This is a genomic window from Siccirubricoccus deserti (genome assembly GCF_014283215.1).
Taxonomy (GTDB): domain Bacteria; phylum Pseudomonadota; class Alphaproteobacteria; order Acetobacterales; family Acetobacteraceae; genus Siccirubricoccus; species Siccirubricoccus deserti.
The window spans coordinates 54,988-80,007 of sequence record NZ_JACOMF010000007.1 but is presented as its reverse complement, the minus strand read 5'-3'; the positions used below and the strand labels follow the sequence as shown (position 1 = coordinate 80,007).

Genomic DNA, 25,020 nt, shown 5'->3' with positions numbered 1-25,020 from the left:
GCAGGATCAGCCGCGCCGGCGGCCTCCGGCTGAGCGTGGCGGGATGCCCTGCAGCAGGTGGAACACCATGCCGCCGGTCAGCGGCGCGGCCTCCGCCAGCCGCGCCTCGACCTTTTGGCCAAGAGCGAAGCTCAGCCCGGTCCTTTGGCCGGACAGCGCATGCCGAGCCTCGTCCAGTGTCCATCGATCGTCCGGCAGTGACCTGAGCGGAACGATTCCACTCGCGCCATTGGCCGTCACGGTGACGAACAGCCCGAAGCGTGTCACCCCGGAAATGCGTGCATCGAACACCTCGCCGATATGCTGCGACATATAGGACGCGAGGTAGCGTTCCACCGCGTCGCGTTCGGCCGCCGCGGCGCGGCGCTCGGTTGCGGTGACATGCTCGCCGGTGTCGGGGAATCGGGCCGCCTCGCTCTCCGCCAGCCCGTCCGGCCCGAGCTTCAGGCCGCGGATCAGCGCCCGGTGCACCAGCAGGTCGGCATAGCGGCGAATCGGGCTGGTGAAATGGGCGTAGCGCGGCAGCGCCAGGCCGAAATGGCCGATGTTCTCCGGCGAATACTCGGCCTGCGACTGGCCGCGCAGCACCGCTTCATGCACCAGCGGGGCCTCCGGCGCATCGCGCAGCTTCTCCAGCGCCTGGGCGAAATTGCGCGGGTAGACCTGGTCGCCGGGCGGCAGGGTGATGCCGAAGCTGCCGAGAAATTGCCGCAGCCCCTCCAGCTTCTGCTCCGAGGGCCGATCGTGCACCCGGTACATGCAGGGCTGCACCAGCCGTTCCAGCTCCTCCGCCGCGGCGACATTGGCGGCGACCATGAACTCCTCGATCAGGCGATGGCTGTCGAGCCGGGTGCGCGGCTCCACCCCAAGCACGCGCCCTTCGGGGGAGAGCAGGACGCGGCGTTCCGGCAGTTCCAGCTCCAGCGTGCCGCGCGCTTCCCGGGCCCGCAGCAGCGCCTGGAAGGCGCCATACAGCGCGGCGCGGGTGCCGGCGGGGTCCTCGCCTGCCTCCATCGCCTCATAGGTCAGGCGGGCGGCGCTGCGCATGATGCCGCGGCCGAAGCGGTGGCCGGTCTTGCGGCCGCCGGCGTCGATCCGCAGCTCGGCGAAGAGGCAGCCACGCTCCTCGCCCGGCTTCAGGCTGCACCAGCCGTTGGACAGCGCCTCCGGCAGCATCGGCACGACGCGGTCGGGAAAATAGACGCTGTTGCCGCGCGCCCAGGCCTCGCGGTCGAGCGCCGAGCCAGGGCGGACGTAATGCGCGACATCAGCGATGGCGACGAGGAGGCGCCAGCCGCTGCCCTCGGCCTCCGCCCAGACCGCATCGTCGAAGTCGCGGGCGTCCTCGCCGTCGATGGTGACGAGGGGAATGGCACGCAGATCCTCGCGGCCCTGAAGGGAGACGCCGCGGGCATGCTCCGCCTCGCGCAGCGCCTCGGCCGGGAAGACCTCGGGGATGCCATGGGCGTGGATGCAGAGCAGCGAGACCGAGCGCGGCTCGCCCATCCGGCCCAGCCGCTCGACGATCCGGGCCGGCTTCGGGCCAAGGGCGCGGCCGGGCAGGGGTTCGGCCAGGACGATCTCGCCCGGCTCGGCGCCGCCCGCCTCGCCAGGCGGCACCGACCATTCCGCCTTGTGGCGGCGGTCGGTCGGGATGATGCGGCCGGATTCATAGACGCCGAGGATGCGGGATGGGGCGGCGCCGCCGATCCGCTTGACGGTGCGGCCCTCGTATTTGCCGCCGCCGATCGACTTCAGCCGGGCCAGCACCCGGTCCCCCGGCGCCAGCGCCGTCTGGCCGGTGGCCTCCGGCTGCATGTAGATCAGCGGCGCGCGCCCTTGCTCCGCCTTCCAGCCGAGCGGGCGGGCCAGCGGCTCGCCATCCGGATCGGTGCCGAAGACCTCGACGGGCAGCATCTCCGGCAGCCTGCCGGGGCGGGGCGGAGGGGTGAAGGCGCCCTCGGCCTCCAGCGCCCGCAGCAGCACCCGCAGCGCCGGACGCTGCTCGGCGGTGATGCCGAAGTGCCGGGCGATGTCGTTCTTGCCCAGCCGGTCGGGCGAGGCACGCAGGAAGCGGCGCAGCGCGTCTTTGGTCGGCAGCGCCGGGGGAGGCTCGCCGCCGGCCGGGCGGCGCGGCATCTCAGGCCTTGCCCTTGCGCGGCGCCGCCTTCTTCGCGACTGGCGCCTTCCGGGCGGCGGGCTTCTTGGCCGCAGCCTTCGGCTTGGCCGCGGCGGCCTTCCGCGGGGCCGGCGGGGCGCTGGGCTCCGCCCCGGCCGCTTCGCCATTCGGCTTCGACCGCTTCGTGGCCGCTGCCTTGCCGCGGCCCTTGGCCAGCGGCTTCAACTCCTTCCCCTTCTCCGCCAGCAAGGTGACCGCCTGCTCCAGCGTCGCATCCTCCATCGCCAGGTTGCGCGGCAGGTTGGCGACCGTCTTGCCGTGCTGGGCATAGGGGCCGAAACGGCCCTTGCGGATCTCGACCGCCACCCCGTCCTTCGGATGCTGGCCGAGGAAACGGACCTTCGCCCGCGCCTTGGCCAGCAGCTCCATCGCCCGGTTCATGCCGAGGGAGAGCACGTCATCCCCCGGCTCCAGCGACTGGTAGGTGGAGCCGACCTTGATGTAGGGGCCGAAGCGGCCGAGGCCGGCGGTGATCTCCTCGCCGCTCTCCGGGTCGCGGCCGACGATGCGGGGCAGGGAGAGCAGCTTCAGCGCCCGCTCCAGGTCCAGCGTGTCGGGGTCCATGTCGCGGGTCAGGCTGGCGCGGCGCGGCTTGGTCGGCTTCCCCTTCTCATCCGTCCCGCCTTCGCCGAGCTGGACATAGACGCCATAGGGGCCGCGGCGGACCGTCACCGCCTCGCCGCTCGCCGGGTCGCGGCCCAGCTCGCGCGGGCCTTCGGTCAGGCCCGTTGTGCCCTCGCCCTCGGCACCAGGGGCGATCAGCGGCCTTGTGTAGCGGCATTCAGGGTAGTTGGAGCAGCCGATGAAGGCGCCGGTCCGTCCCAGCCGCAGGCCGAGCCTTCCGCCGGAGCAGGCCGGGCAGGCGCGCGGGTCGGTGCCGTCGCCCCGGGCGGGAAAGAAATGCGGCCCCAGCTCCTCGTCCAGCACGTCGATGACGTCGCTGATCTTGAGGTCCTTGGTGGCGTCGACGGCCTTCTTGAACTCCTCCCAGAAGGCCCGCATCACCGCGCGCCAATCGACCTTGCCGTCGGAGATATCGTCCAGCCGTTCCTCGAGCGAGGCGGTGAAGCCGGTGTCCACGTAGCGCTCGAAGAACTTCACCAGGAAGCTGGTGACCAGGCGGCCGCGATCCTCCGGGATGAAGCGGCGCTTCTCCAGCTTCACATAGTCGCGGTCCTGCAGGGTCTGCAGGATGGAGGCGTAGGTGGAGGGGCGGCCGATGCCGAGCTCCTCCAGCTTCTTCACCAGCGTCGCTTCGGAGAAGCGCGGCGGCGGCTGGGTGAAATGCTGGCTTGCCGTCACCTCGCCCCGCTTCACCGGGTCGCGCTCGCGCATCGGCGGCAGGGTGCGGCTGTCCTCATCCTCGGCGGCGGCGCCAGCGATGCCGGCGCGGGCATCCGCCGCACGATCGTCCTCATCCTCCCGGTAGAGCTTCAAGAAGCCGTCGAAGGCGATGACCGAGCCGGTGGCGCGGAGGATCGTCTGCTTCGTTGGATCGGCGATCTCGACCGTGGTCTGGTCGAGCTCGGCCGACTGCATCTGGCTGGCGACGGCGCGCTTCCAGATCAGTTCGTAGAGTCGCCGTTGCCGGTCATCGAGGAAGCGGGCGACCTTCTCCGGCGTGTTGCGCACATCGGTCGGGCGGATCGCCTCATGCGCCTCCTGCGCGTTCTTCGCCTTGCTCTGGTACTCGCGCGGCGCGGCGGGCATGTAGTCCTTGCCGAACTCGTCCTTCACATGGTCGCGGATGGAAGCGATCGCCTCGCGCGCCATCTGCACGCCATCGGTCCGCATATAGGTGATGAGACCGACGGTCTCGCCGCCGATCTCGACGCCCTCATACAGCTGCTGCGCGGTGCGCATCGCCTGCTGCGCGCCCATGCCAAGCTTGCGGCTCGCCTCCATCTGCAGGGTGGAGGTGGTGAAGGGCGGCGGTGGATTGCGCCGGACCCGCCGCTTCTCGACCGAGAGGACGCTGAACTCGTCGGCCTCGACCGCTGCCTTGGCGCGCATGGCGCTGGCCTCGTCGGGTAGGTCGAATTGCTCCAGCTTCTTCCCGTTCAGGTGGGTCAGCCGCGCGCTGAAGGGAGCGCCCTGGGGTGTCAGGAAACGGCCCTCGACGGACCAGTACTCGCGCGCCCTGAAGGCCTCGATCTCGGCCTCGCGCTCGCAGATCAGCCTGAGCGCGACCGACTGCACCCGCCCGGCCGAGCGGCTGCCCGGGAGCTTCCGCCACAGCACCGGCGAGAGGGTGAAGCCCACCAGGTAGTCCAGCGCGCGGCGCGCCATATAGGCGTCGATCAGCGGCGCATCGAGGTCGCGCGGATGGGCGATGGCGTGCTGCACCGCCCGCTTGGTGATCTCGTTGAAGGTGATGCGGCGGACCTCGAGGCCCTTGAGCGCGCCCTTCCGCGCCAGCATCTCCCGCACATGCCAGGAGATCGCCTCGCCCTCCCGGTCCGGGTCGGTGGCGAGGAACAGGCGGCGGGCGCCGCGCAGCGCCCGGGCGATCTCATTGACCTGGCGCTCGCCGCGGTCCTCCGACTCCCAGTCCATGGCGAAATCCTCCTCCGGACGGACGGAGCCGTCCTTCGGGGGCAGGTCGCGAACATGGCCGAAGCTCGCCAGGACGGTGTAGTCGCCGCCGAGGTACTTGTTGATGGTCTTGGCCTTGGCCGGGCTTTCGACGACGACGACGTCGGGCATGGAATGCGGGTCCAATGGGCCGTTTCCGGCCGCAAAAGTGTTGGGCCGCAGGCTAGCCCTCGCCCTCGATCAAGCCTGGCCGGTGCGCGCCACGCGGTTGCCCGGCAGCAGCTCCACCCGCCCGGCCAGTTCGAGATCGAGCAGGATCGCCTGGACCGCGGAGGGCGAGAGGTGGCAGCGCCGCACCACCTCGTCAACCGCGATCGGCGCCACGCCAAGCAATTCAAGGAGTTGATCGGCATCGGCCAAGGGTTCGGGCGAGTCCGGGGCGGCCTCCTCAACCATGGCACCCTGGACTTGGCCGAGCCGCGGCTCGACCGGCCGGGCCGGGCCGGGAGCTTCCGGCAGGTGGATCAGCACATCCTCCACCCCCTCGGTCAGGTGGGCGCCCTGGCGGATCAGATCGTTCGACCCGCGTGCCCGCGGGTCGAGCGGGCTGCCGGGCACCGCGAAGAGCTCCCGCCCCGCCTCTAGCGCCAGCCGGGCGGTGATGAGACTGCCGGAGCGCAGCGCCGCCTCCACCACGACGACGCCGAGCGACAGCCCGGCGACGATACGGTTGCGACGAGGGAAATGCCGCGCCAGCGGGGCGGTTCCGAGCGGCGCTTCCGCCAGCACGGCCCCGCCCTCGGCGGCGATGCGCGCCTGCAGCACGGCATTCTCCGGCGGGTAAGGCAGGTCGAGGCCGCCGGCGACGCAGGCGATGGTGCGGCCGGCCCGCAGCGCGCCGAGATGCGCCGCCGCATCGATGCCGCGGGCGAGGCCGGAGACCACCCCCAGCCCCTCTCGCGCCAGCGCTTCGGCCAGCGACTCGGCGATTCGTCGGCCAGCGGCGGAGGCATTGCGGGCGCCGACCAGCGCCACCGCCCGTGGCGCCAGCGCCGCCGGATCGCCGAGCAGGGCGAGGACAGGGGGCGCGTCCTCCTGCAGCGCCAGCAGCGTCGGATAGGGCGGGACGCCGAGGAAGAGGAAGCGGCCGCCCAGCTCTGCCAGCGCCGCCGCTTCCCGCCGCGCCTCGGCTTCCGGCCATAGGGTGAAGGGCGCGGCGCGGCGGGCGGCGAGGCCAGGCAGGGCGGCCAGCATCGCCACGCCGCTGCCGTAGCGGACCAGCAGCCGGCGGAAGGTGAGGGGACCGATGCCCTCGGTGCGGGCGAGGCGCAGCCGGGCCAGTGCCTCGGCCGAGGACAACCGGGCCTCGGTCACGCCGCAGGCCGGCGGAAAGGGGCCGGCAACGGCGGCCTCTTCATCGAATCTTCGCAGGCATCGGCGAGGGTCATGCTTCCCGTCCCGGTCCGGCGTCGCGGGGGCGCCGCCTTCCATCGCTGGAGAACACCATGCGCCGTGCGTTCCTCGCAACGATCGCCCTGCTGCCGCTGGCAGGCATCCTCCCCTTGGCCGGAGCCGCCCAGGCGCAGGGGCGGCAGGATTTCGCCCTGGTCAATCGCACCGGCTACCAGATCAACGAAATCTACGTCGGCCCGACCAGCAGCGACTCCTGGGGCCGCGACATCCTGGGCAACAACGTGCTGGCCGACCGGCGCACCTTCAACGTCCGCTTCGGCAGCCGCACCCAGGCCTGCCAATGGGATATCAAGGTGGTCTACGACGATGGCGATACCTCGGAATTCCGCCAGATCGACCTGTGTTCGGTCAGCAAGGTGACGCTGTTCTGGAACCGTCAGGCCGGCACCACGCGCTTTGTGACAGAGTAGCCGCAGGCCGCGCCGCGGCTCAGCCCTTGCGGCCGATTCGCGGCTCAGTGCCGGCCAGCAGGCGCTGGATGTTGCCTTTGTGGCGGTAGACCACCAGCGCCGCGATGCCGGCGCTGAACAAGGCGAGGTCGGTGCGCCCGGCGAACAGGGCAATGATCGGCGCCGCGGCGCAGGCGGCCATCGCCGCTGCGGAGGAAATGCGCGTCAAGGCGGCCACCGCCAGCCAGACCAGCGCCGCGCCAAGGCCGAGCCACCAGGCGGCGGCCAGCAGCACGCCGCCGCCGGTCGCCACGCCCTTGCCGCCCTTGAAGCCGAGCCAGACTGGAAAGGCATGGCCGAGCATGGCACCGAAGCCGGCAACCAGCCCCGGCGTTTCGCCCCAGAGGTAGCCCGCCAGCCACAGCGCCAGCGCGCCCTTGCCGATATCGAGCGCCAAAGTCGCCGCCGCCAGCGGCTTGTTGCCGGTGCGCAGCACATTGGTCGCGCCGATATTGCCCGAGCCGATGGCGCGGATGTCGCCGAGCCCCGCCGCCCGGGTCAGCACCAGCCCCCAGGGCACCGAGCCAAGCAGGTAGCCGAGCGCGAGGGCGAAGCCAGAAGTCAGGAATTCGCTCATCCGAAGACCCGCCGCCCGGCCTTCCAGGTGCCGACCACCCGGCCTTCCAGCGCCCTTCCATCGAAGGGGGAGTTCTGCGCCTTGCCGGGCAGCTGCCCGGCCTTCACCTGCCAGCCGCGCTCCAGGTCGAACAGCACGAGGTCGGCCGGCGCGCCCTTGGCCAGCCGGCCGCCAGGCAGGTCGAGCAGCGCCGCCGGGCGAGCGGTCAGCAGCGCCAGCGCCTGCAGCAGCGGCAGGTCGCCGCCATGCACCCGCGCCAGGGTCACGCCGAGCAGGGTGGCGAGGCCGGCGCCGCCCGCCTCCGCCTGGGCGAAGGGCAGGCGCTTGTCATCGGCATCGCGCGGCTGGTGGTCCGAGGCGATGGCATCGATCGTGCCATCGGCCAGCGCCGCCACCACCGCCTCGCGATCCGCCTCCGGCCGCAGCGGCGGGGAGAGTTTGGCGTAGCTGCGCCAGTCGCCGATCGCCGTCTCGTTCAGGTCGAAATAGGGCGGGGCGGTGTCGCAGGTGACGGCGAGGCCATCCGCCTTGGCGGCGCGGATCAGCGCCAGCGCCGCGGCGGTGGAGACATGGGCGAAATGCACATGGCCGCCGGTGAGGCGGGCGAGGGCGATGTCGCGCTGGACCAGCATCGATTCGGCGGCGGCGGGGATGCCGGGCAGGCCGAGGCGGGTCGCCAGCTCGCCCTCCGTCGCGGCGCCGCCGGCGGCGAGGCTCGGCTCCTCAGGGTGCTGCACGACGAAGCTGCCGAAGGCGCGGGCGTAGGAGAGGGCGAGGCGCATGGTCCTGGCGTTGCCGATGGCCCGCCGGCCATCGGTGAAGGCGATGGCGCCGGCTGCCTTCAGCAGCCCGTATTCGGCGATCTCCTTGCCCTCGCAATGCTTGGTCGCGGCGCCATAGGGCAGGAGGGTGATGCAGCCCGTCGCCTCGCCGCGGCGGAGGACGAATTGGACGAGGGCGGGGTCGTCGAGCGCCGGGTCGGTGTCCGGCAGGGCGCAGAGGGTGGTGATGCCGCCGGCCGAGGCGGCGAAGGCGGCGGAGGCGATGGTCTCGCGGTGCTCGGCGCCGGGCTCGCCGATGGCGGCGCGGAGGTCGATGAGGCCCGGGGCGAGACAGAGGCCGCCGGCATCGATGACCTCGACACCGTCCGGGCGGCCGAGGCCGGTGCCGTGGTCAAGGATCAGCCCGTCCCGGACCAGCAGGTCGCCGGTGGCATCAAGGCCTGTGGCGGGGTCAAGCAGGCGGACGCCGGCGAAGAACACCTCAGACATTGCGCCGCAGGTCCCGCGCCAGCACGTCCAGCACCGCCATCCGGCAGGCGACGCCCATTTCTACCTGTTCGCCGATCACGCTGCGCTCCGGGTCGTCGGCGATGGCGCTGTCGATCTCGATGCCGCGATTCATTGGCCCCGGGTGCATGACGATGGCATCCGGCTTTGCCCAGGCCAGCTTCTCGGCATCCAGCCCGTAGAAGCGGAAGAACTCGCGCGAGGATGGCACCAAGCCGCCGGTCATCCGTTCCCTCTGCAGCCGCAGCATCATCACCACATCGGCGCCGGCGAGCCCTGCCTTCATGTCGTGGAACACCTCGACACCAAGCCGCGCCGCCTCGGCCGGGATCAGGGTCGGCGGGCCGATGAGCCGGACGCGGCAGTTCATCGCGGTCAGCAGGTGGATGTTGGAGCGTGCGACGCGGCTGTGCAGCACATCGCCGCAGATGGCGACCGTCAGCCCCTCCAGCCTGCCCTTGCGGCGGCGGATGGTCAGCGCGTCCAGCAACGCCTGGGTCGGATGCTCATGCGTGCCGTCGCCGGCGTTGATGACGCTGGCAGACACCTTCTGGGAGAGCAGTGCCGGGGCGCCGGACTGGGCGTGGCGGATCACCAGCAGGTCGCAATGCATGGCGTTGAGGGTGGTGGCCGTGTCGATCAGCGTCTCGCCCTTGTTCACCGAGGAGGTGGAGACCGACATGTTGATGACATCGGCACCGAGCCGCTTGCCGGCCAGCTCGAAGCTGGTGCGGGTGCGGGTGCTGTCCTCGAAGAACAGGTTGATCAGGGTGCGGCCCTTCAGCAGGTCGCGCTGGGTCTTTCCCTGGCGATTGAGCAGGGCATAGCTCTCGGCCAGATCGAGCAGGGCGCCGATATGCGGCGGCTCCAGCCCCTCGATGGCGAGGAGATGGCCATCGGGAAGGATCGGGAAGGAGAATGACATGCGTGCTGATCGTCCGGCCGGGCGGGGTAGGGTGTAGCCCCGGCCGGGGCGGCGGGGGAAGCCGTCTCGGGACGGGCGAGGTCAGCCCGGCGACGGAGTGCCCCGCGACCCGTCCAGCGCCGCCTGCAGCATCCAGGCCGCCGCCGCCCTGTCCACCACTGCCGCGCGCTTCGCCCGGCTGAGATCCATCTCCCCCACCAGCATCCGGTTCACCGCCGCGCTGCTCAGCCGCTCATCCCACAGCGCCGCCGGCAGGCCGGTGGCCGTGCTCAGCGCCATGGCCCAGTCCTTCGCCGCCTGCGCCGCCGGGCCGAAGCTGCCATCCATCCCCAGCGGCAGCCCGACCACCAGCCCCCCGGCGCCCTCCTTCCGGGCGATCGCCACCACCTCCGCCGCATTGGCGGCCAACTTGCCCCGCTTCAGCGCGCCATAGGGGCTGGCCAGCATCAGCGAGACATCGGACAGCGCCACGCCGATCTGCTTCGCCCCCGGATCGAGGCCGATGAGCCGTTGCCCGCGCGGCAGCGCCGCCCGCAACTCGGTCAGGTTGAAGAGCGTCATGGCGGGCCTTATAGCCCTCAGCTCAGTTCGTACGGGAAGCCCCCATGTCGCTCGATACCGCCACCGTCCGGCGAATTGCCTCGCTTGCCCGCATCCGGCTGGAGGAGCCGGAGGTGCCGCGCATGCAGGCGGAGCTCAACGGCATCCTCGGCTGGATCGAGCAATTGCAGGCGGTGGACACCGAGGGCGTCGAGCCGATGGCCGGCGGCGGCGCCGTGTCGCTGCGGATGCGCGAGGATGCGGTGACGGACGGCGGCATCCCCGAGCAGGTCCTGGCCAATGCGCCGGACCGCGAGGGCGAATATTTCGGCGTGCCGAAGGTGGTCGAGTGATGCACCCGACCGATTTCACCCTGCGCGGCGCCATCGAGGCGCTGAACGAGGGGCTGCTGACCAGCGTCGAGCTCACCCAGGCGCATCTCGATGCCATCACCGCGCTGAACCCGCGGCTCAACGCCTATGTCACCGTCACCGCGGAGCAGGCGCTGGCCCAGGCCAAGGCCAGCGACGCGCGCCGGGCGGCAGGCGTGGCCGGGCCGCTGGAAGGCGTGCCGCTTGCCATCAAGGACCTGTTCTGCACCGCCGGGGTGCGCACCACCGCGGGCAGCCGGATCCTCGATAATTTCATCCCGCCCTATGAGAGCACCGTCTCGGGCAATTTGCTGCGCGACGGGGCGGTGTTCCTCGGCAAGGTGAATCTGGACGAGTTCGCCATGGGGTCGTCGAATACCACCAGCGCCTTCGGGCCGGTGGAGAACCCCTGGTCCCGCGCCAACGACCCCGATACGCGGCTGGTGCCGGGCGGCTCCTCCGGCGGCTCGGCGGCGGCGGTGGCGGCGCGGCTGGCGCTGGGGGCGACGGCGACCGACACCGGCGGGTCGATCCGCCAGCCGGCGGCCTTCTGCGGCATCGCCGGCATCAAGCCGACCTATGGGCGGTGCAGCCGCTTCGGCATCGTCGCCTTCGCCTCCAGCCTCGACCAGGCCGGGCCGGTTGCCCGCACGGTGGAGGATTGCGCCATCCTGCTGCGCAGCATGGCCGGTTTCGACCCGAAGGACAGCACCAGCGCCGATGTGCCGGTGCCGGATTTCGCCGCGGCCTGCGCCCGCGGGGTGAAGGGGCTGCGGATCGGCGTGCCGAAGGAATACCGGCTGGAGGGCACGCCGCCGGAGATCGAGGCGCTTTGGGAACAGGGCCTCGCCTGGCTGCGCGAGCAGGGTGCCGAGACGGTCGAGATCAGCCTGCCGCACACAAAATACGCGCTGCCGACCTACTACATCGTGGCGCCGGCGGAGGCTTCCTCCAACCTCGCCCGCTACGACGGCGTGCGCTTCGGCCGGCGCGAGAAGGGCGCCGACCTGAAGGACCTCTATGAACGCACCCGTGCCGCTGGCTTCGGCGCCGAGGTGCGGCGGCGAATCATGATCGGCACCTATGTGCTGAGCGCCGGCTACTACGACGCCTATTACCTGAAGGCGCAGAAGATCCGCGCGCTCATCAAGCGTGACTTCGACCAAGCCTTCGCCAATGTCGATGCCATCGTCACGCCTGCCACCCCGAGCGCGGCCTTCGGGATGGACGAGAAGCAGGACGACCCGGTGACGATGTACCTGAACGACGTCTTCACCGTGACGGCGAACCTGGCGGGGTTGCCAGGGCTCTCGGTGCCGTCGGGGCTGGATGCCCAGGGGCTGCCGCTCGGCCTGCAGGTGATCGGGCGGGCCTTCGATGAGGAGACGGTCTTCGCCGTCGGCAACGCCATTGAACAGGCGGCGGACTTCACCGCACTTCCCAGGCTGAGGGCAGGGGCATGAGCTTCACCATCGAAGGGGCGACCGGCCCCTGGGAAATCGTCTGCGGCCTGGAGGTCCACGCCCAGGTCACCAGCAACGCCAAGCTGTTCAGCGGCGCCGCCACTGCCTTCGGGGCGGCGCCGAACAGCCAGGTCAGCTTCGTCGATGCCGGCTTCCCCGGCATGCTGCCGGTGATCAACCGGGAATGCGTGGCGCAGGCGGTGCGCACCGGCCTCGGCCTCAAGGCGCAGATCAACCTGTGGTCGCGCTTCGACCGCAAGAACTACTTCTACGCCGACCTGCCGCAGGGCTACCAGATCAGCCAGTACGCCCACCCGATCGTCGGCACCGGCGCCATCGAGATTGAACTGGCGGACGGCAGCACCAAGACCATCGGCATCACCCGGCTCCATCTGGAGCAGGATGCCGGCAAGTCGCTGCACGACCAGCATCCGACGAAGAGCTTCATCGACCTCAACCGCTCCGGCGTCGCCTTGATGGAGATCGTGAGCGAGCCGGACATGCGTTCGCCCGAGGAGGCCGGCGCCTATCTGACCAAGCTGCGGCAGATCCTCCGCTATCTCGGCACCTGCGACGGCAACATGGACGAGGGCTCGATGCGGGCCGACGTCAACGTCTCCGTCCGCAAGGCCGGCGAGGCGTACCGCACCCGCTGCGAGGTGAAGAACGTCAACTCCATCCGCTTCGTCATGCAGGCGGTGGAGGCCGAGGCGCGGCGGCAGATCGAAGTGTGGGAATCCGGCGGCAGCGTCGACCAGGAGACCCGGCTGTTCGACACCGGCCGCGGCGTCACCCGCTCCATGCGGAGCAAGGAGGATGCGCATGACTACCGCTACTTCCCCGACCCCGACCTGCCGCCGCTGGTGCTGGAAGCGGAGTGGGTCGAGGGCCTGAAGGCGACGCTGCCCGAACTTCCGGATGCACGGCGCGCCCGCTACGTGGCGATGGGGCTCTCGCCCTACGATGCGCATGTGCTGACCCTGGAGAAGGAGACCGCCGCCTATTTCGAGACGGTGGCGCAGGGCCGCGACGCAAAGGTTGCGGCGAATTGGGTGACCGGCGATCTCTTCGCCGCCATCAACCGCACCAAGACCAGCATCGCCGAGCCGCCGGTGCCGGCCGAGCACCTCGGCGCGCTGCTCGATTTGCTGGCCAACAAGACGCTGTCGGGAACGCTTGCCAAGACGGTGTTCGAGGCGATGATCGAGACCGGCAAGTCGCCTGGCGCCATTGTCCAGGAACGCGGGCTGCGGCAGGTGACGGATACCGGCGCGATCGAGCGGATGGTGGACCAGGTGCTTGAGGCCAACGCCGACAAGGTCGCCGAGTACCGCGCCGGCAAGGAGAAGCTGTTCGGCTTCTTCGTCGGCCAGGTGATGAAGGCGATGCAGGGCAAGGGCAACCCGGCGCTGGTGAATGAGGTGGTGAAGAAGAAGCTCGGCTGAGGCTGAAGACAGGCAGGCACGGGACGGTGGCCGTGCCGCCTGCATCGGGTGCAGAGTGCGGCGTGAGGTCGGCATGCCGGATGTCCGGACCTCACCCTGCTTCTGGCATTGAATCGCGCAGCGGATGCCCGATTCGCACCATTGGAAGCTCCGCATCCGCACAGCCGCGCTGACCTGAATCAGCTTGCGGCCAAGCGAAGCGAGGCGTGGGCGCGCTGCCAGGCAGACCGCGATTGACGCACGGGTAGCGGGATCAGGACCAGCGGGGGCTTGGCCCTGATTGGGTCAGGCGGCGGCGGGAATCGCCTCATTCACCTCGCGGGCCATGCTCGGGATCAGCAGTGCGTCGGCCAGCGCCCAGGTGCCGGTGGCGACGAAGCCGAGCAGGCCGAGCCCGCTCCAGATCAGCGGGACGGAGAGGATGGTGATGGCGGCCATTCCGGCCGCCGAGGCATTGCGGCCAAGGTAGAGGCGGTGCAGGCCGAACAGGCCGAACAGCGCCCAGAGCACATAGGCGAGTCCCACCGAACGGCGGGCACCCGGAAACAAAACGGCGTCCATCTTACTCCCCTGCAGCCTTGGCGACCCTGCCGGCAGCGATGCCACCAGCCCCCCAAGGTCGCGTCCTGCCCAGGGAAATTGCGGCAACGCAGCGGTGATGGGAAGCCGTTTCGAGGGGTGCGGATACAACGATCTTCGCCGTGGCACCGGCGACACGCGGTTGCGGCTTCCAGCCGGCCCGGCATCGCCTGGCTGTCGCTGCCAAAGCGGTTGTCGCTGGAGATCCGTCTGATGGGGGATGCCCTTGAGAGCGGAGGGGGCTTGATTGTGTTCTACTTGTGCAACCAAGGGGGTATGGTGCGGGTTCAGTCAGCGGCGGTTTGAAAGGGCGGGGCTCTGGGCCCAGTCACGGATGCTGGTTTGGATGAACCGCTCCGCCTTGCTGTGGTCTTTGGGGTATAGAGTCTGTGCGGCGATCTGCTCTAAGCCGCTGCCGCCAGCAGCAGCACCCCGCCACATATCAGCGCGATGGCCGCCAGCTTCTGCGCGCCCAGCGCCTCGCCGAACATGAAATGGCCGATCACCGCCACCGCGACATAGCTGGCCGCGGTGCAGGGCAAAGCGACGCTCATCGGGATGCGGCGCAGTGCGATGATATAGAGGAAGGCTGCCCCGCCGTAGGCCATCAGCCCGATGATCGTCGCCGGGCGGAAGACCTGGGTGAAGAAATCGCCCTCGCCCATCGCTCCCGCTTTCAGCAGCACCTGGCCGCCGAGCGAGGTGCAGATCGCCGCCACCAGCGCCAACCAATAAAGGGTCATCGAACAACCTGCTCCGGGACGCGCAGCGGGGTCGCCTGGGGCTCCGGATCGCGCGCCGCGATCACCTCCCGCACCACGCCCTGCGGCTTGCCATTGGCCGAGAGGAAGGCACGGCCGACGTATTCGCCAAGCACGCCGAGGATGAGGAATTGCACGCCAGCCACCAGCAATGTCGTCATCATCGAGGAGGCCCAGCCGGAGGGCGTTCCGGTCACCACCGCCTCCAGCACCACCATCACCGCGCCGGCCAGCCCCAATATGCCCATCACCACCCCGGCCAGGATCGCCAGCCGCAGCGGCAGGACGGAGAAGTTCGTCGCCAGGTTCAGCCACAGCAGCACCAGACGCTTCAGCGTGTAGTTGGACCGGCCCTCGGCGCGCGCCAGGTGCTTCACCTCGATGCTGTCGATCCGCTGGGTGACCTGCATGATCAGCCCGTCCACATAGGGGTAGGGCCCGCGGTAATTGCTGATCTGCCGCACCACGAAGGCGTTCATGCAGCGGAAGGAGCAGAGGTAGAGCCCCTTCGGCTTGTCCAGCAGCGCATCCGCCACCCGGTTGGCGAAGCGGCTGCCGAGGTTGCGCCAGCCCTCGTGCTGCTTCTCCGCGTAGCGGGTGTAGACCACGTCCCAGCCGCCCAGCCGCGCATGATCGTACAGCTTGACGACTTCCTCCGGCGGGTTCTGGAGGTCGTCGTCCATGGTGATGACATAGGCGCCGCGGGCATGCCGCAGCCCGGTCATGACCGCATTATGCTCGCCGAAATTCCGCGCATGCTCCAGATAGGTCAGCGGCACCGTCGCGGTGCGCGCCAACTCGCGGCAGACCTCGCCCGAATTGTCCGGGCTGCCGTCATTCACCAGGACGATTTCAAGCCCCCCGGCGGGTCTCAGCGCCGAAAGCGCCGCGACCAGTTTCCCCACCGTCGCGGCGCCGCGGTACACGGGGACGACGATCGACAGCCCGACCGGATGATCGGCCGGGAATTCGCTAAGCGGATAGGCCATTGGGGTCCTCATCGGCTGGTCATGGCCAGGGTTGCGTGGCGGGCGGGTTCCGGCGGGGCGAAGCTCGTCACCGTGGACGGGCGGATGGCGCTGACCAGGACCGAGCCGCCGGCCGGGAAGGCGAGGTTCCAACGCGCGCCCCAGCGCTGCAAGCGACGTTCCAGCCAGGTCACCGCCGCCAGGCTGCGGTTCAGCCAGCCCGGTAGCGGGGCGACATCCGAGCCATGGTCGGGCGCCCGCGCCAGCAGCTTCCGCTGCACCACCATCAACGGCAGCAGCAGCGCGTTCCAGTAGCGCGGCTGGATCATGGTGAAGCCGGCGGCCTGCAGCAGCGCGCTGGCGCTGCCGGCGGTAAAGCGCCGGGCATTGTGCACCCGGAGGTCATGCGCCGAGCGTAACCAGTCGAAAGCCGGCAAGTTTACCACCAGCAGCCCGCCCGGGGCCAGCACCCGACGCATTTCGGCCAGCGCCTGCTCGGGGTCGACCGCGTCATGCGACAGCACGTCGAGGCTTACCACGATGGTGAAGCTGGCATCGGCGAAAGGCAGCGCATTGACCGAACCGACGCTGACCGGCACACCAGCCTTGGCCGCCGCCCGGCTGGCAGCCTCTGGAAAATACTCCAGCCCGATTGCCCGCTGCCCCGGCCGCGCGGCGCAGAGGCGCGCAAGGAAGCCTCCGGTGCCGCAGCCGGCATCGAGCAGCCACCCGGGACGGGCCCCGGCGGCATCGAGCGTGTCGAGGACTTCGCCGTGCAGGCTGCGGTACCACCACATCCCGTCCTCGGCTGCGTCCATCAGTTCGTATTCAGCGGGTTCCACGGCCCGCTTCTGGCATAGCAGCACCTGCGGGAACAAGGCGCGGTATCAAAACGGTCGCGCGAGTTGATCGCACGCAAAAAGGTGATTCCGTGCCGCGAAAGCTGCACACGTTCGCCGCACCGCGGCCATAATCGCAATTGCGCAATCATCGCGTGGCAACCAATGATCCGCCATCATGCCGATTGCCGATCATATCCCGACCCCGCCGCTTGCCGCCGAGGACAGTGCGCCGGCCGCCCGGGGCACCGCCGCCGGGGCGTTGCGGCTGCTGGCGCTGGTGCCGGCGCTCGGCTTCCTGCTTACCCTGCTGTCGCCACCGCTCAATCACGACGTCGCCGCCATCCTGAGCTTCGCCGAACGCTGGCTTGGTGGCGAGCGGCTTTATATCGACCTCATCGATGCCAACCCGCCGCTGATCTTCGTGCTGACCCTGCTGCCGGCGGCGATCGGCGCCTGGACCCCGCTCGGCGCGGTGCCGGCGCTGCTGCTTTGCCTGCTCGGCCTCTGCGCCCTGGCCGCCGGGGTGGCGTTGCGGCTCGCCCGCGGCCGGGCGGAGGCGCCGATCGAGGCGGCCGTGCTGTCAGTGGTGCTGCCCTTGCTCACCCTCAGCGCCAGCTATGATTTCGGCCAGCGCGAGCACCTCATGGCGGTGCTGGCGCTGCCCTACCTGCTGCTCGCGGCGCGGCGGCTGGAGGGGGTGGGGAGCGGGCCCGGGATTACCCTCGGCGCGGCGGCGCTGGCGGCACTCGGCTTCGCCCTCAAGCCGCATTTCCTCGCCATCCCCGCGCTGGTCGAGCTGCTGGTGCTGCTCGGCCGCGGGCCGTGGCGGGCGGTGCGGGATCCGGTGCCCTGGCTGATGGCGGCGCTCTGGCTGGCCTATCTCGTCGCCATTCCGCTGGCCTTCCCGGCCTATTTTGGTCAGGTCCTGCCGCTGATCCGGGATCTCTACCTTGGACTGGGCGGCTTCGCCTGGTGGCAGGTGCTGCTGACGGAACGGCTCGGCACCGCGCTGATGCTGCTGCTGCCGCTCGGCATCGTCGCCTTCCGGCCAAGCTGGGGGGCGCTGCCCCGGGTGCTGGTGCTGGCGGCGCTGGGCGCCACCCTGGCCGCGGTGGTGCAGCACAAGGGCTGGACCTATCACGCCCTGCCGGTGCGAATCTTCGCCGGGCTGCTGGCGGTGGTGCTGGCGGCGCGCTGGCTGGAATGGGCGCTGCCGCCGGGCAGGCTGGCCGGCGTGGCGCCCGGCGCCGCCGCGGTCGCCGCATTCGCCATCGGCCTGCACGGCTTCGCCGGGGCCGAGGCGCCGTGGCGGGAGATCACCTGGTCCTGGTCGCGCGCCGGCGCCGTCTCAGCCTTGCTGAAGCGCGAGGCGCATGGCGAGCGGCTGCTGGTCCTCTCGCCCGACATCTTCCCGGTCTACCCGGCACTGAACTACGCCCATGCGCAATCCACCTTGCGGACGATGAACCTCTGGCTGTTGCAGGGGGTCAATGCCGAATGCCCGGATGGCGGCCACCGCTACCGGCCCAGCCACGCCATGTCGCGCACCGAGTTCTTCGTCTACCGCACCGTCGCCGAGGATTTCGCCCGGGCGCCGCCGGCCGCCATTCTGGTCAGCCGCAACCCCGGCATCCCTCGCTGCGGCGAGGAATTCGACTTTCTCGATTATTTTTCCCGCCATCCGCTGTTTGCCGAGACACTGCGGCGCTACCGTCCGGTCGCGGAGATCGAGGGCTACCGCCTGCTCCGGCGCGAGGATTGATGACCAGTTGCAAGCTCCGGCAGCGCCGCTGATGCGCGATGTGCCGGGGGTGGGAAGGCAGGCGGCGTGGCCGCCAGGCAGCATGGGCAAGCCAGCCCACAGCGTGGTGCCGAGCGGCGAGGAGGCGGTTCGTGGCCTGGCGCTGGTGGCGCTCGGCTATGGCGTGATCTCCGCCGCCGATGCGGCGGTGAAATGGGCGCTGCCCGAGGTCGGGCCGGCCGCCGCGCTGGCCTGGCGTGGGTTGGTCGGCGGGCTGGCGGTGCTGATCGTCTCGCGCGGGCGGAATCTGATCCCGGTAAACCGTAGGCTGCTGGCGCTGCGCAGCCTCCTGACCTGCGCCATCTCCGTCACCTGGTATTCGGCCTGGCTGCTCGGTGTGTCGCTCGCGGACAGCTACGCGGTGGCCGCGGCCGCGCCGCTGCTGATGACCCTGCTGGCAATCCCGCTGCTCGGCGAACGGGTCGGCTGGCGGCGCTGGACCAGCACCGGCATTGGCTTCTGCGGCGTCCTCTTCATGCTGCAGCCTGGCGGCGAGTTGTGGCGCTGGGAGTCGGCGATGTTGCTGGCGGCGACCGCGGCCATGGCGCTGACCCGGATCTGGACCCGGGTGCTGACCCGCACCGACGGCCCCTATGCCATCGTCTTCTGGCTGCTGCTGTTGCATGTCCCGGTCGGGCTGCTGCTGCTGCCCTTCGAGGTTTTCTGGCCCGCCGCCGGCCCGCCGCCGCTCTGGCCGGGCGCGCTGGCGGCGATCGCGCTGCTGCTGTTCGGCCTGTTCAACGCCCTTGCCCAGCTGCTGTTCGCCCGTGGCTTCGCCCTGGCGCCGATCTCCGCGATCGCGCCCTTCGAGTACACCCCGCTGCTCTGGGGGATCGGCCTCGGCTATCTGCTCTGGGGCGAGGTGCCGGCCTGGACCACCCTGGGCGGCGCTGCGGTGGTGATCGGCGCCGGCCTCTACAACGTGCACCGGGAACGGGTGCGGCGTGCCGAGGAGCGCGCGAAGCTGCAGGTGAAGGGGACCCATGCCGTTACGCCATGATGTCCGGCGCGGGGCGCTCTGCATGCTGGCGGCGCATGCGCTGTTCACCTGCATGTCGGTGCTGGTGAAGCAGCTTGCCGGCCATGTGCCGGTGGTGGAGCTGATGTTCTTCCGCAGCGCCTTCGCCCTGCCGGTGGTGGCGCTGATCGCGCTGCGCGGCAGCGGGCTGGCAGCGCTCCGCACCCGCCGGCTGGGCGGCCATGCGATGCGGGCCGGGAGCGGCACGCTGGCGCAATTCTGCGGCTTTTTCTCGCTCTCCCTGCTGCCGATCGCCGAGCAGACCGCGCTGAACTACACCCAGCCGCTGTTCGTCACCATCCTGGCGATTCCCTTCCTCGGCGAGGTGGTGCGGATTCATCGCTGGTCGGCGGTGGTGGTCGGCTTCATCGGCGTGGTGGTGATCGCGGCCGGGCGCGGCGGCGGCTTCGGCGATGGCGCGGCGCTCGGCATCGGCGTCGCCGTCGCCGGTGGGCTGTTCTCCGCCTTCACCACCCTGCTGGTGCGGCAGCTCTCCTCCAGCGAGAGCTCGACCACCATCACCCTCTGGCAGTCGCTGCTGATGAGCGGCTTCGCCCTGCTGCTGCTGCCCTTCTTCTGGGTGACGCCGAGCGCCGGCGACCTGGTGCTGCTGATCCTGATCGGGCTGGTCGGTGGTGCCGCCCAATGGCTGCTGACCGAGGCCTGGGCCAGCGCCCAGGTCTCCGCCATCGCGCCCTATTCCTATTCCGGGCTGCTGTGGTCGATCCTGCTGGGCTGGATGGTGTTCGGCGACGTGCCGGGGCTGGCGATGCTGGGCGGCTCGGCATTGATCGTCGTCGCCGGACTCTACATCCTGCACCGCGAGATGGTGCGCCGCCGGCAACGTGAGGCCGGCGCGGCGCAGCGGGAGGACCCCAAGGCATGAGCATCCCCTTCCTGAAGCACGACCCGCTGCCCCATGGCGCGGTGGAGGAGACGGCGCCCGAGGTACGGCGGGTGGTCTGCAACAACCCCTCCGCCTTCACCTTCCGCGGCACCAACAGCTACATCATCGGCCGTGGCCGGGTGGCGATACTTGACCCGGGGCCCGAGGATCCGGCGCAGCTTGCGGCGATCCTGGCGGCGACGGCGGGCGAGACCATCACCCATGTCATTGCCAGCCACACCCATCGCGACCACTCGCCTGGCGCTGCGGCGCTGGTGGCGGCGACCGGGGCGAGCACCTGGGGCTTCGGCCCGCATATGACCCCGCCGGATGCTGGCGGGGAGGGCGGCGACCACGGCTTCCGCCCGCAGCACCAGGTCGCCGACGGCGAGGCGATCGAGGGCGACGGCTGGCGCCTGACAGCGCTGCACACCCCCGGGCATTGCGCCAACCACCTCTGCCTGGCGATGGAAGGCAATGGCGTGCTGTTCAGCGCCGATCATGTGATGAGCTGGTCGACCAGCGTGGTCAGCCCGCCCGATGGCGACATGGCCGATTACATGCGCAGCCTGGAGCGTGTGATGGCACGCGACGACCGCATGCTGCTGCCCGGCCATGGCCCGGCGATCACCGATCCGAAGCCGTTCCTCAAGGCGCTGCACGCGCATCGGATGGAGCGCGAGGAGAAGGTGCTGGCGGCGCTGCGCCAAGCCGGAACGGCGACGGCAGAAGAGCTGGTCGGCCCGGTCTATGGCCCGCTCGACCCGCGGCTGGTGACGCCGGCGGGGCGCAGCCTGCTCAGCCATCTGATCAAGCTGGAAGGCGAGGGCCTGGCGGCGCGGGCCGAGGGCGAGGGCTGGTCAGCCCGCTGACCGCCGCCGGGCGGGGCCTTCCGGCGTCCGCCCATCCATCCCGCGGAAGCAGATCAGCTCCCGCGCCTCGCGCTGCGCCTGGGTCATCCCCAACCATGCCTGGAATTCCTGCAGCACCTTGGCGGTGATGGTCGCCACCTTGTGGTGGCGCGTCTCCTCGATGGTGAAGAAGCGCAGCTCCTCCAACTCGCCGGAGCCGCGGATTTCGCCATGTGCCGCTTCCGCCGGGGCGATCAGGAAGCGGGCGTTGAAGCGCATGAAGCGGTTGGGCGGCGTCACCGCGCGGCAGAGATAGTCGATCACCGAAAGCTCCGGCAACAGCCGGTGGCCATCCATCCGGCCGAGCACCAGCCCGGTCTCCTCGTGCAGCTCCCGCGCCGCGGCGATGCCGATGGCCCGCGCCAGCGAGGGCGGCGCCTGGCGTTCGAGGCAGGCGCGGGTGAAGCCCGGCAGCTCGCTCAACGCCAGGGCGCGATAGTCGGGGCGGTCCACCCGGCCGCCGGGGAAGACCATGACATTCGGCATGAAGCGGTGGCGGGCGTGGCGGACGCCCATCAGCACCTCCACCCCGCGCATCCCGGCGCGCCAGAGGATCAGGCTGGCGGCGTTGCGCGGATGCACCGCGCGCGGCGCGGCGCGGCGGGCTTCGGCGACACCGCCGGGATTGTCGTCGGTCGGGCGCTCGGTCGCGCCGGCGGAGTCAGTCAAGCGTGATGCCCTGCAGCTTGAGCCAGGTGCGGAGGCCGAAGCGTTCCGGCACGGAGAGCTGCCGCGCCGCATTCTCGCTCCAGCCGCAGCCCTCCGGCTTTGGCCCGTGGATGTCCGGATAGCGCGGCTTCGCCGGCGGGCGGAGCGTGTCATAGGCCGGCAGCGCCGCCTCCAGCCCGCTGTCGTCGTAGGTCTCCTGATGGACCACCAGCCGCTGCGGCAGCCGCGGCGAGAGCCAGTTGCGTGGTCCAGCCGGCACGCCAAGGGTCAGCCCCGCCACCGGGAAGACGCCCTTCGGCAGGGAGCAGAGCGGGCCGATCTTCTCGACATGGTTGCGCACATAGCTGATCGGGCAGGTGCCGAGGCCGGCGGCATCCGCCGCCATCACCGCGAAGCCGAGGGCGAGCGCCGCATCCGCCGTGGCGTTGAGGAAGGTATCGACATTGTCGTTGGCGTGCTCCCGCCCATGCAGCGCGGCGACGCGGCGGCCGCGGCGGATGTCGCCGCAGAACAGCAGGAAGACCGGCGCCTGCTTGATCCAGTCCATGCCGCCGATCCAGTCGGCGATCCGGGCGATCTTCTCCGGCGCCTGGATGACGATGATGGAGTACTGCTGCAGATCCGACTTGCTCGGCGCCGATTGGGCGCCGGCGAGCACGCTGCGGAGCAGCGGCTCCGGCACCGGCTCCGGCGCATAGCGGCGGGTCACCCGGCGGTCGAGCAGCGCGGCCAGCCCCGGCGGGATCCCGGCCGGTGGCGCGAAGGGCAGGGGGGCGTCCGGCTTGATGCCGTAGCGGCCGCGGATCAGCGTATCGGGATCGCTCATGGCCGGCAGGATGACAGGCCCCTAGGGCTTCGCCCAGGGGTCGTAGCTGCCGAAATTCCAGAGATGCCCCTCGGGGTCGCGGCAGGAATAGCCGCGGCCGCCGTAATCCTCAGTTTTCAGCGGCATGACGATCTCGGCGCCGGCCGCGACGGCGCGGGCGTGGTGCGCATCCGGCTCGGCGACGATGATGTAGGCGCTCTGCGTCACCTGGCCGTCCGGCAGGCCTTGCAGCGCGCCGAAGCCATCCTCCCGCGCGCTGCCGAGCATGATCATCGCATCGCCCAGGGTGAGCTCCGCATGGGCGATGCCGCCGGCCTCGTCGCGATAGACGGCGTGTTCGGCGAAGCCGAACGCCCGCTTCAGCCATTCGATCGCCGCCGACGCATCGCGGTAGCGCAGGCAGGGGATGATGCCGGAGGGCATCGCTTACCGCCGGACGACCCAGGCATCGGCGACGGTCACGCCGCCGCCCTCGCCATGGATCATCAGCGGGTTGATCTCCGCCTCGGCGATGTCCTCCCGCGCCGCCAGCTTCGAGACGGCGACGATGGCCTGCGCCAGCGCCGCCAGGTCGCCGCGCGGCAGGCCGCGCCAGCCGGCCAGCACCTGCAGGCCCTTCACCTCGGCGATCATTCCCATCGCCTCCGCCTCGGTGACCGGGGCGAGGCGGAGGGTCACGTCGCGGAACAGCTCCGCCGTCACCCCGCCGGTGCCGAGCATGACGATAGGGCCGATCTCCGGGTCGCGGCGGAAGCCGAGGATGGCCTCGCCGAGCCCCTTGGCCATGCTCTGCACCAGGAAGCCGGTGAGGGTCGCCTGCGGCGCCATCCGGGCGACTCGGTGCTGCATCGCCGCCGCTTCCTGCTTCAGCGCCGCGGAATCGGCGATGCCGAGCTTGACGCCGCCGAGCTCGGTCTTGTGGGCCAAGTCAGGCGACAGGATCTTCAGCGCCACCGGCCAGGCGACATCCTTCGGCGCATCCTGCGGCGAGGCGATGGTGGCGAAGGGGCTGTCGAGGCCGAGCGCGGCAAACAGCTTGCGCGCATCCGCCTCATCCGGCCGCTCGGGCAGGGCATGGGCGATGGCCGGGGCGGCGGGCGCCTCGCGTGGCAGCCGCCAGTCGCACCAGGCGCGGATGCAGTCGGCGGCGCTCTCCGGCGTGCGGAAGGCGGCGATGCCGGCCTCGGCCAGCAACTGCAGCGAGGCATCGGCCTGCGGCACCAGGAAGGCGGCGAGCGGCTTGGCCAGCCCGGCATCGCGGGCACGCAGGATGCCGGCGACCGAGTCCTGCGGCCGGAACTGCGCCGAGGAGCCGATGACCGAGAGCACCAGATCGGTGTCCCCGGCCTGCTGCAGGCCGTTCAGCGCGGCGGCAACGCGTTCCGGCTTGGTGCCGGCCAGGGTCACGTCCAGCAGCCGGCCATGGTGCGGGAAACCGGCGGCCTCCAGCGCCGCGCCGGCGGCGGCATCCGGTGCCCGCGCCTCGATGCCGGCGACGCCGAGGCAATCCACCGCCATGGCGCCGCCGCCGCCGGTGGTGGTCATCACCCCGACGGCGCGCCGCGGCTGCGCCAGTGGCTTGCGGCCGATCAGCAGCGCCGGCAGCTCCAGCAGCCCTTCCAGGGTGGTGACGCGGGCGATGCCATTGGCGCGGAAGAAGGCCTCCGCCGCCGCATCCGAGCCGGCCAGCGCGCCGGTGTGGCTGGTGGCAAGCTCGGCGCCATAGGGCGAGCGGCCCAGCTTGTAGACGATCACCGGCTTGCCCGCGGCATGCGCCCGGCGGGCGAGATCGGCGTAATGCTGCGGCTGGCGGATGGCTTCGAGGAACAGCAGGATCGCATCCACCTGCGGGTCCTCGACCAGCAGCCCGGCGACCTCGCCGGCGGAGAGATCCGCCTCGTTGCCAGTGCCGACGAGATGGGAGAAGCCGATGCCGCGGGCCGCGCCGCGCGACATGATGGCGCCCATCATCGAGCCGGACTGGCTGACCAGGGCGATCCGCCCGGCCGGCAGGCTGTCCGCCTCCAGCGCCGCATTCACCGAGCAGGCGATGCGGGCGTTGAGATTGATCACGCCCATGGAATTCGGACCGAGGATGCGCAGCCCCGCGGCCTTTGCCGTCGCCAGCAGCCGGGCCTGCAACGCGGCGCCCTCCGGCCCCGCCTCGGCGAAGCCATCGGCCAGCACGCAGGCGGCCGGGATGCCTTTGGCCGCAACGGCATCCACCACGCCCTCGACATGCTGGGTGCCGAGCAGGAGGTAGGCGAAATCCACCTCCCCAGGAATGTCGGCAATGGAAGGGTAGGCTTTCTCCCCCAGCACCTCCGCCTCTCGCGGGTGCACTGGCAGGATGTCGCCGGTGTAGCCGTGCTTGCGCAGGTAGAGCTGTGCCCGGGCGGTGAGCCGCGTGCGGTCGGCGGAGGCACCGACCAGGGCAATACGGCGCGGTTCGAACAGCGCGCGGTGCAGGGCATTCATCTCGAACATCCTCGTGGCCGGCCCCATCGGGCCGG

At 70.7% G+C, this 25,020-nt stretch carries 23 protein-coding genes; 8 read left to right on the top strand and 15 right to left on the bottom strand.

Annotation, left to right across the window (positions count from 1 at the left end; translation table 11 throughout):
• Positions 1–6: 6 nt before the first annotated feature.
• The 3 genes from rnr to dprA form a co-directional block, all read right to left on the bottom strand.
• Complete coding sequence (gene rnr / locus H7965_RS08475; protein WP_186770131.1) at positions 7–2,139, bottom strand: ribonuclease R; 2,133 nt, start codon at positions 2,137–2,139, stop codon at positions 7–9.
• 1 nt (position 2,140) lies between these two features.
• Positions 2,141–4,885: a type I DNA topoisomerase gene (gene topA / locus H7965_RS08470; RefSeq protein ID WP_186770130.1), complete on the bottom strand. Its 2,745-nt coding sequence runs from the start codon at positions 4,883–4,885 to the stop codon at positions 2,141–2,143.
• Positions 4,886–4,954: 69 nt separating this feature from the next.
• The gene (dprA, locus tag H7965_RS08465; RefSeq protein WP_229682537.1) at positions 4,955–6,088 is read right to left on the bottom strand and encodes a DNA-processing protein DprA; all 1,134 of its coding nucleotides are present in this window, start codon (positions 6,086–6,088) and stop codon (positions 4,955–4,957) included.
• Positions 6,089–6,219: 131 nt separating this feature from the next.
• Here dprA and H7965_RS08460 point away from each other — a divergent pair, with 131 nt between their 5' ends.
• On the top strand, positions 6,220–6,597 hold the full coding sequence (locus H7965_RS08460) for a hypothetical protein (RefSeq protein WP_222440520.1): 378 nt from the start codon (positions 6,220–6,222) through the stop codon (positions 6,595–6,597).
• 19 nt (positions 6,598–6,616) lie between these two features.
• On the opposite strand, the gene plsY is transcribed toward H7965_RS08460, so the two are convergent.
• The 4 genes from plsY to ruvX all read right to left on the bottom strand — a co-directional run bounded on the left by plsY (position 6,617) and on the right by ruvX (position 9,988).
• The gene (gene plsY / locus H7965_RS08455; protein WP_186770128.1) at positions 6,617–7,213 is read right to left on the bottom strand and encodes a glycerol-3-phosphate 1-O-acyltransferase PlsY; all 597 of its coding nucleotides are present in this window, start codon (positions 7,211–7,213) and stop codon (positions 6,617–6,619) included.
• A complete protein-coding gene (pyrC, locus tag H7965_RS08450) occupies positions 7,210–8,484 on the bottom strand; it encodes a dihydroorotase (protein WP_186770127.1) in 1,275 nt (424 codons plus the stop codon). Before pyrC ends, plsY begins: the two co-directional genes overlap by 4 nt.
• Positions 8,477–9,427 carry an aspartate carbamoyltransferase catalytic subunit gene (locus tag H7965_RS08445; protein ID WP_186770126.1) on the bottom strand — a complete coding sequence of 317 codons (951 nt, stop codon included), beginning with the start codon at positions 9,425–9,427 and terminating at the stop codon, positions 8,477–8,479. Before H7965_RS08445 ends, pyrC begins: the two co-directional genes overlap by 8 nt.
• An 81-nt stretch (positions 9,428–9,508) precedes the next feature.
• Positions 9,509–9,988, bottom strand: a complete 480-nt coding sequence (gene ruvX, locus H7965_RS08440) for a Holliday junction resolvase RuvX (protein WP_186770125.1) — start codon at positions 9,986–9,988, stop codon at positions 9,509–9,511.
• A 44-nt stretch (positions 9,989–10,032) separates the two neighbouring features.
• Here ruvX and gatC point away from each other — a divergent pair, with 44 nt between their 5' ends.
• From gatC to gatB, 3 genes are read left to right on the top strand one after another with little or no spacing between them, the layout of a single operon-like run.
• Positions 10,033–10,320 carry an Asp-tRNA(Asn)/Glu-tRNA(Gln) amidotransferase subunit GatC gene (gene gatC, locus H7965_RS08435; RefSeq protein ID WP_186770124.1) on the top strand — a complete coding sequence of 96 codons (288 nt, stop codon included), beginning with the start codon at positions 10,033–10,035 and terminating at the stop codon, positions 10,318–10,320.
• A complete protein-coding gene (gene gatA / locus H7965_RS08430) occupies positions 10,320–11,801 on the top strand; it encodes an Asp-tRNA(Asn)/Glu-tRNA(Gln) amidotransferase subunit GatA (RefSeq protein ID WP_186770123.1) in 1,482 nt (493 codons plus the stop codon). Before gatC ends, gatA begins: the two co-directional genes overlap by 1 nt.
• A complete protein-coding gene (gatB, locus tag H7965_RS08425; RefSeq protein WP_186770122.1) occupies positions 11,798–13,246 on the top strand; it encodes an Asp-tRNA(Asn)/Glu-tRNA(Gln) amidotransferase subunit GatB in 1,449 nt (482 codons plus the stop codon). Before gatA ends, gatB begins: the two co-directional genes overlap by 4 nt.
• Positions 13,247–13,531: 285 nt before the next feature.
• Here the strand turns inward: gatB and H7965_RS08420 are convergent, their stop codons facing one another.
• From H7965_RS08420 to H7965_RS08405, 4 genes are all read right to left on the bottom strand, one after another.
• Positions 13,532–13,807, bottom strand: coding sequence for an NINE protein (locus H7965_RS08420; protein ID WP_186770121.1), 276 nt, complete (start codon positions 13,805–13,807; stop codon positions 13,532–13,534).
• 422 nt (positions 13,808–14,229) lie between these two features.
• The gene (locus H7965_RS08415) at positions 14,230–14,568 is read right to left on the bottom strand and encodes a DMT family transporter (protein ID WP_186770120.1); all 339 of its coding nucleotides are present in this window, start codon (positions 14,566–14,568) and stop codon (positions 14,230–14,232) included.
• Entirely contained in the window at positions 14,565–15,575 is a 1,011-nt protein-coding gene (locus H7965_RS08410; RefSeq protein ID WP_186770119.1) for a glycosyltransferase family 2 protein, read from the bottom strand. The genes H7965_RS08415 and H7965_RS08410 overlap by 4 nt, the downstream gene beginning before the upstream one ends.
• Before the next feature lie 8 nt (positions 15,576–15,583).
• The gene (locus tag H7965_RS08405; RefSeq protein ID WP_186770118.1) at positions 15,584–16,396 is read right to left on the bottom strand and encodes a class I SAM-dependent methyltransferase; all 813 of its coding nucleotides are present in this window, start codon (positions 16,394–16,396) and stop codon (positions 15,584–15,586) included.
• A 175-nt stretch (positions 16,397–16,571) separates the two neighbouring features.
• On the opposite strand from H7965_RS08405, the gene H7965_RS08400 reads away from it, so the two are divergent.
• Genes H7965_RS08400 through H7965_RS08385 form a run of 4 tightly spaced genes read left to right on the top strand, consistent with a single transcriptional unit; the run spans position 16,572 to position 20,973 of the window.
• Positions 16,572–18,158, top strand: a complete 1,587-nt coding sequence (locus H7965_RS08400) for a hypothetical protein (RefSeq protein ID WP_229682536.1) — start codon at positions 16,572–16,574, stop codon at positions 18,156–18,158.
• A 31-nt stretch (positions 18,159–18,189) separates the two neighbouring features.
• Positions 18,190–19,197, top strand: coding sequence for a DMT family transporter (locus tag H7965_RS08395; protein WP_229682535.1), 1,008 nt, complete (start codon positions 18,190–18,192; stop codon positions 19,195–19,197).
• Complete coding sequence (locus H7965_RS08390) at positions 19,181–20,101, top strand: DMT family transporter (RefSeq protein ID WP_186770117.1); 921 nt, start codon at positions 19,181–19,183, stop codon at positions 20,099–20,101. Before H7965_RS08395 ends, H7965_RS08390 begins: the two co-directional genes overlap by 17 nt.
• Positions 20,098–20,973 (top strand): MBL fold metallo-hydrolase, encoded by an 876-nt coding sequence (locus H7965_RS08385; RefSeq protein ID WP_186770116.1) that lies wholly within the window; start codon positions 20,098–20,100, stop codon positions 20,971–20,973. The genes H7965_RS08390 and H7965_RS08385 overlap by 4 nt, the downstream gene beginning before the upstream one ends.
• Here the strand turns inward: H7965_RS08385 and H7965_RS08380 are convergent.
• From H7965_RS08380 to H7965_RS08365, 4 genes are read right to left on the bottom strand one after another with little or no spacing between them, the layout of a single operon-like run.
• Complete coding sequence (locus tag H7965_RS08380) at positions 20,962–21,681, bottom strand: NUDIX domain-containing protein (RefSeq protein ID WP_229682534.1); 720 nt, start codon at positions 21,679–21,681, stop codon at positions 20,962–20,964. The two genes, H7965_RS08385 and H7965_RS08380, sit on opposite strands and share 12 nt — an antisense overlap.
• Positions 21,674–22,507, bottom strand: a complete 834-nt coding sequence (locus H7965_RS08375) for a nitroreductase family protein (protein ID WP_186770114.1) — start codon at positions 22,505–22,507, stop codon at positions 21,674–21,676. Before H7965_RS08375 ends, H7965_RS08380 begins: the two co-directional genes overlap by 8 nt.
• Positions 22,508–22,528: 21 nt before the next feature.
• Positions 22,529–22,930, bottom strand: coding sequence for a VOC family protein (locus H7965_RS08370; RefSeq protein WP_186770113.1), 402 nt, complete (start codon positions 22,928–22,930; stop codon positions 22,529–22,531).
• A gap of 3 nt (positions 22,931–22,933) precedes the next feature.
• Complete coding sequence (locus tag H7965_RS08365) at positions 22,934–24,985, bottom strand: acetate--CoA ligase family protein (protein WP_186770112.1); 2,052 nt, start codon at positions 24,983–24,985, stop codon at positions 22,934–22,936.
• Positions 24,986–25,020 lie beyond the last annotated feature (35 nt).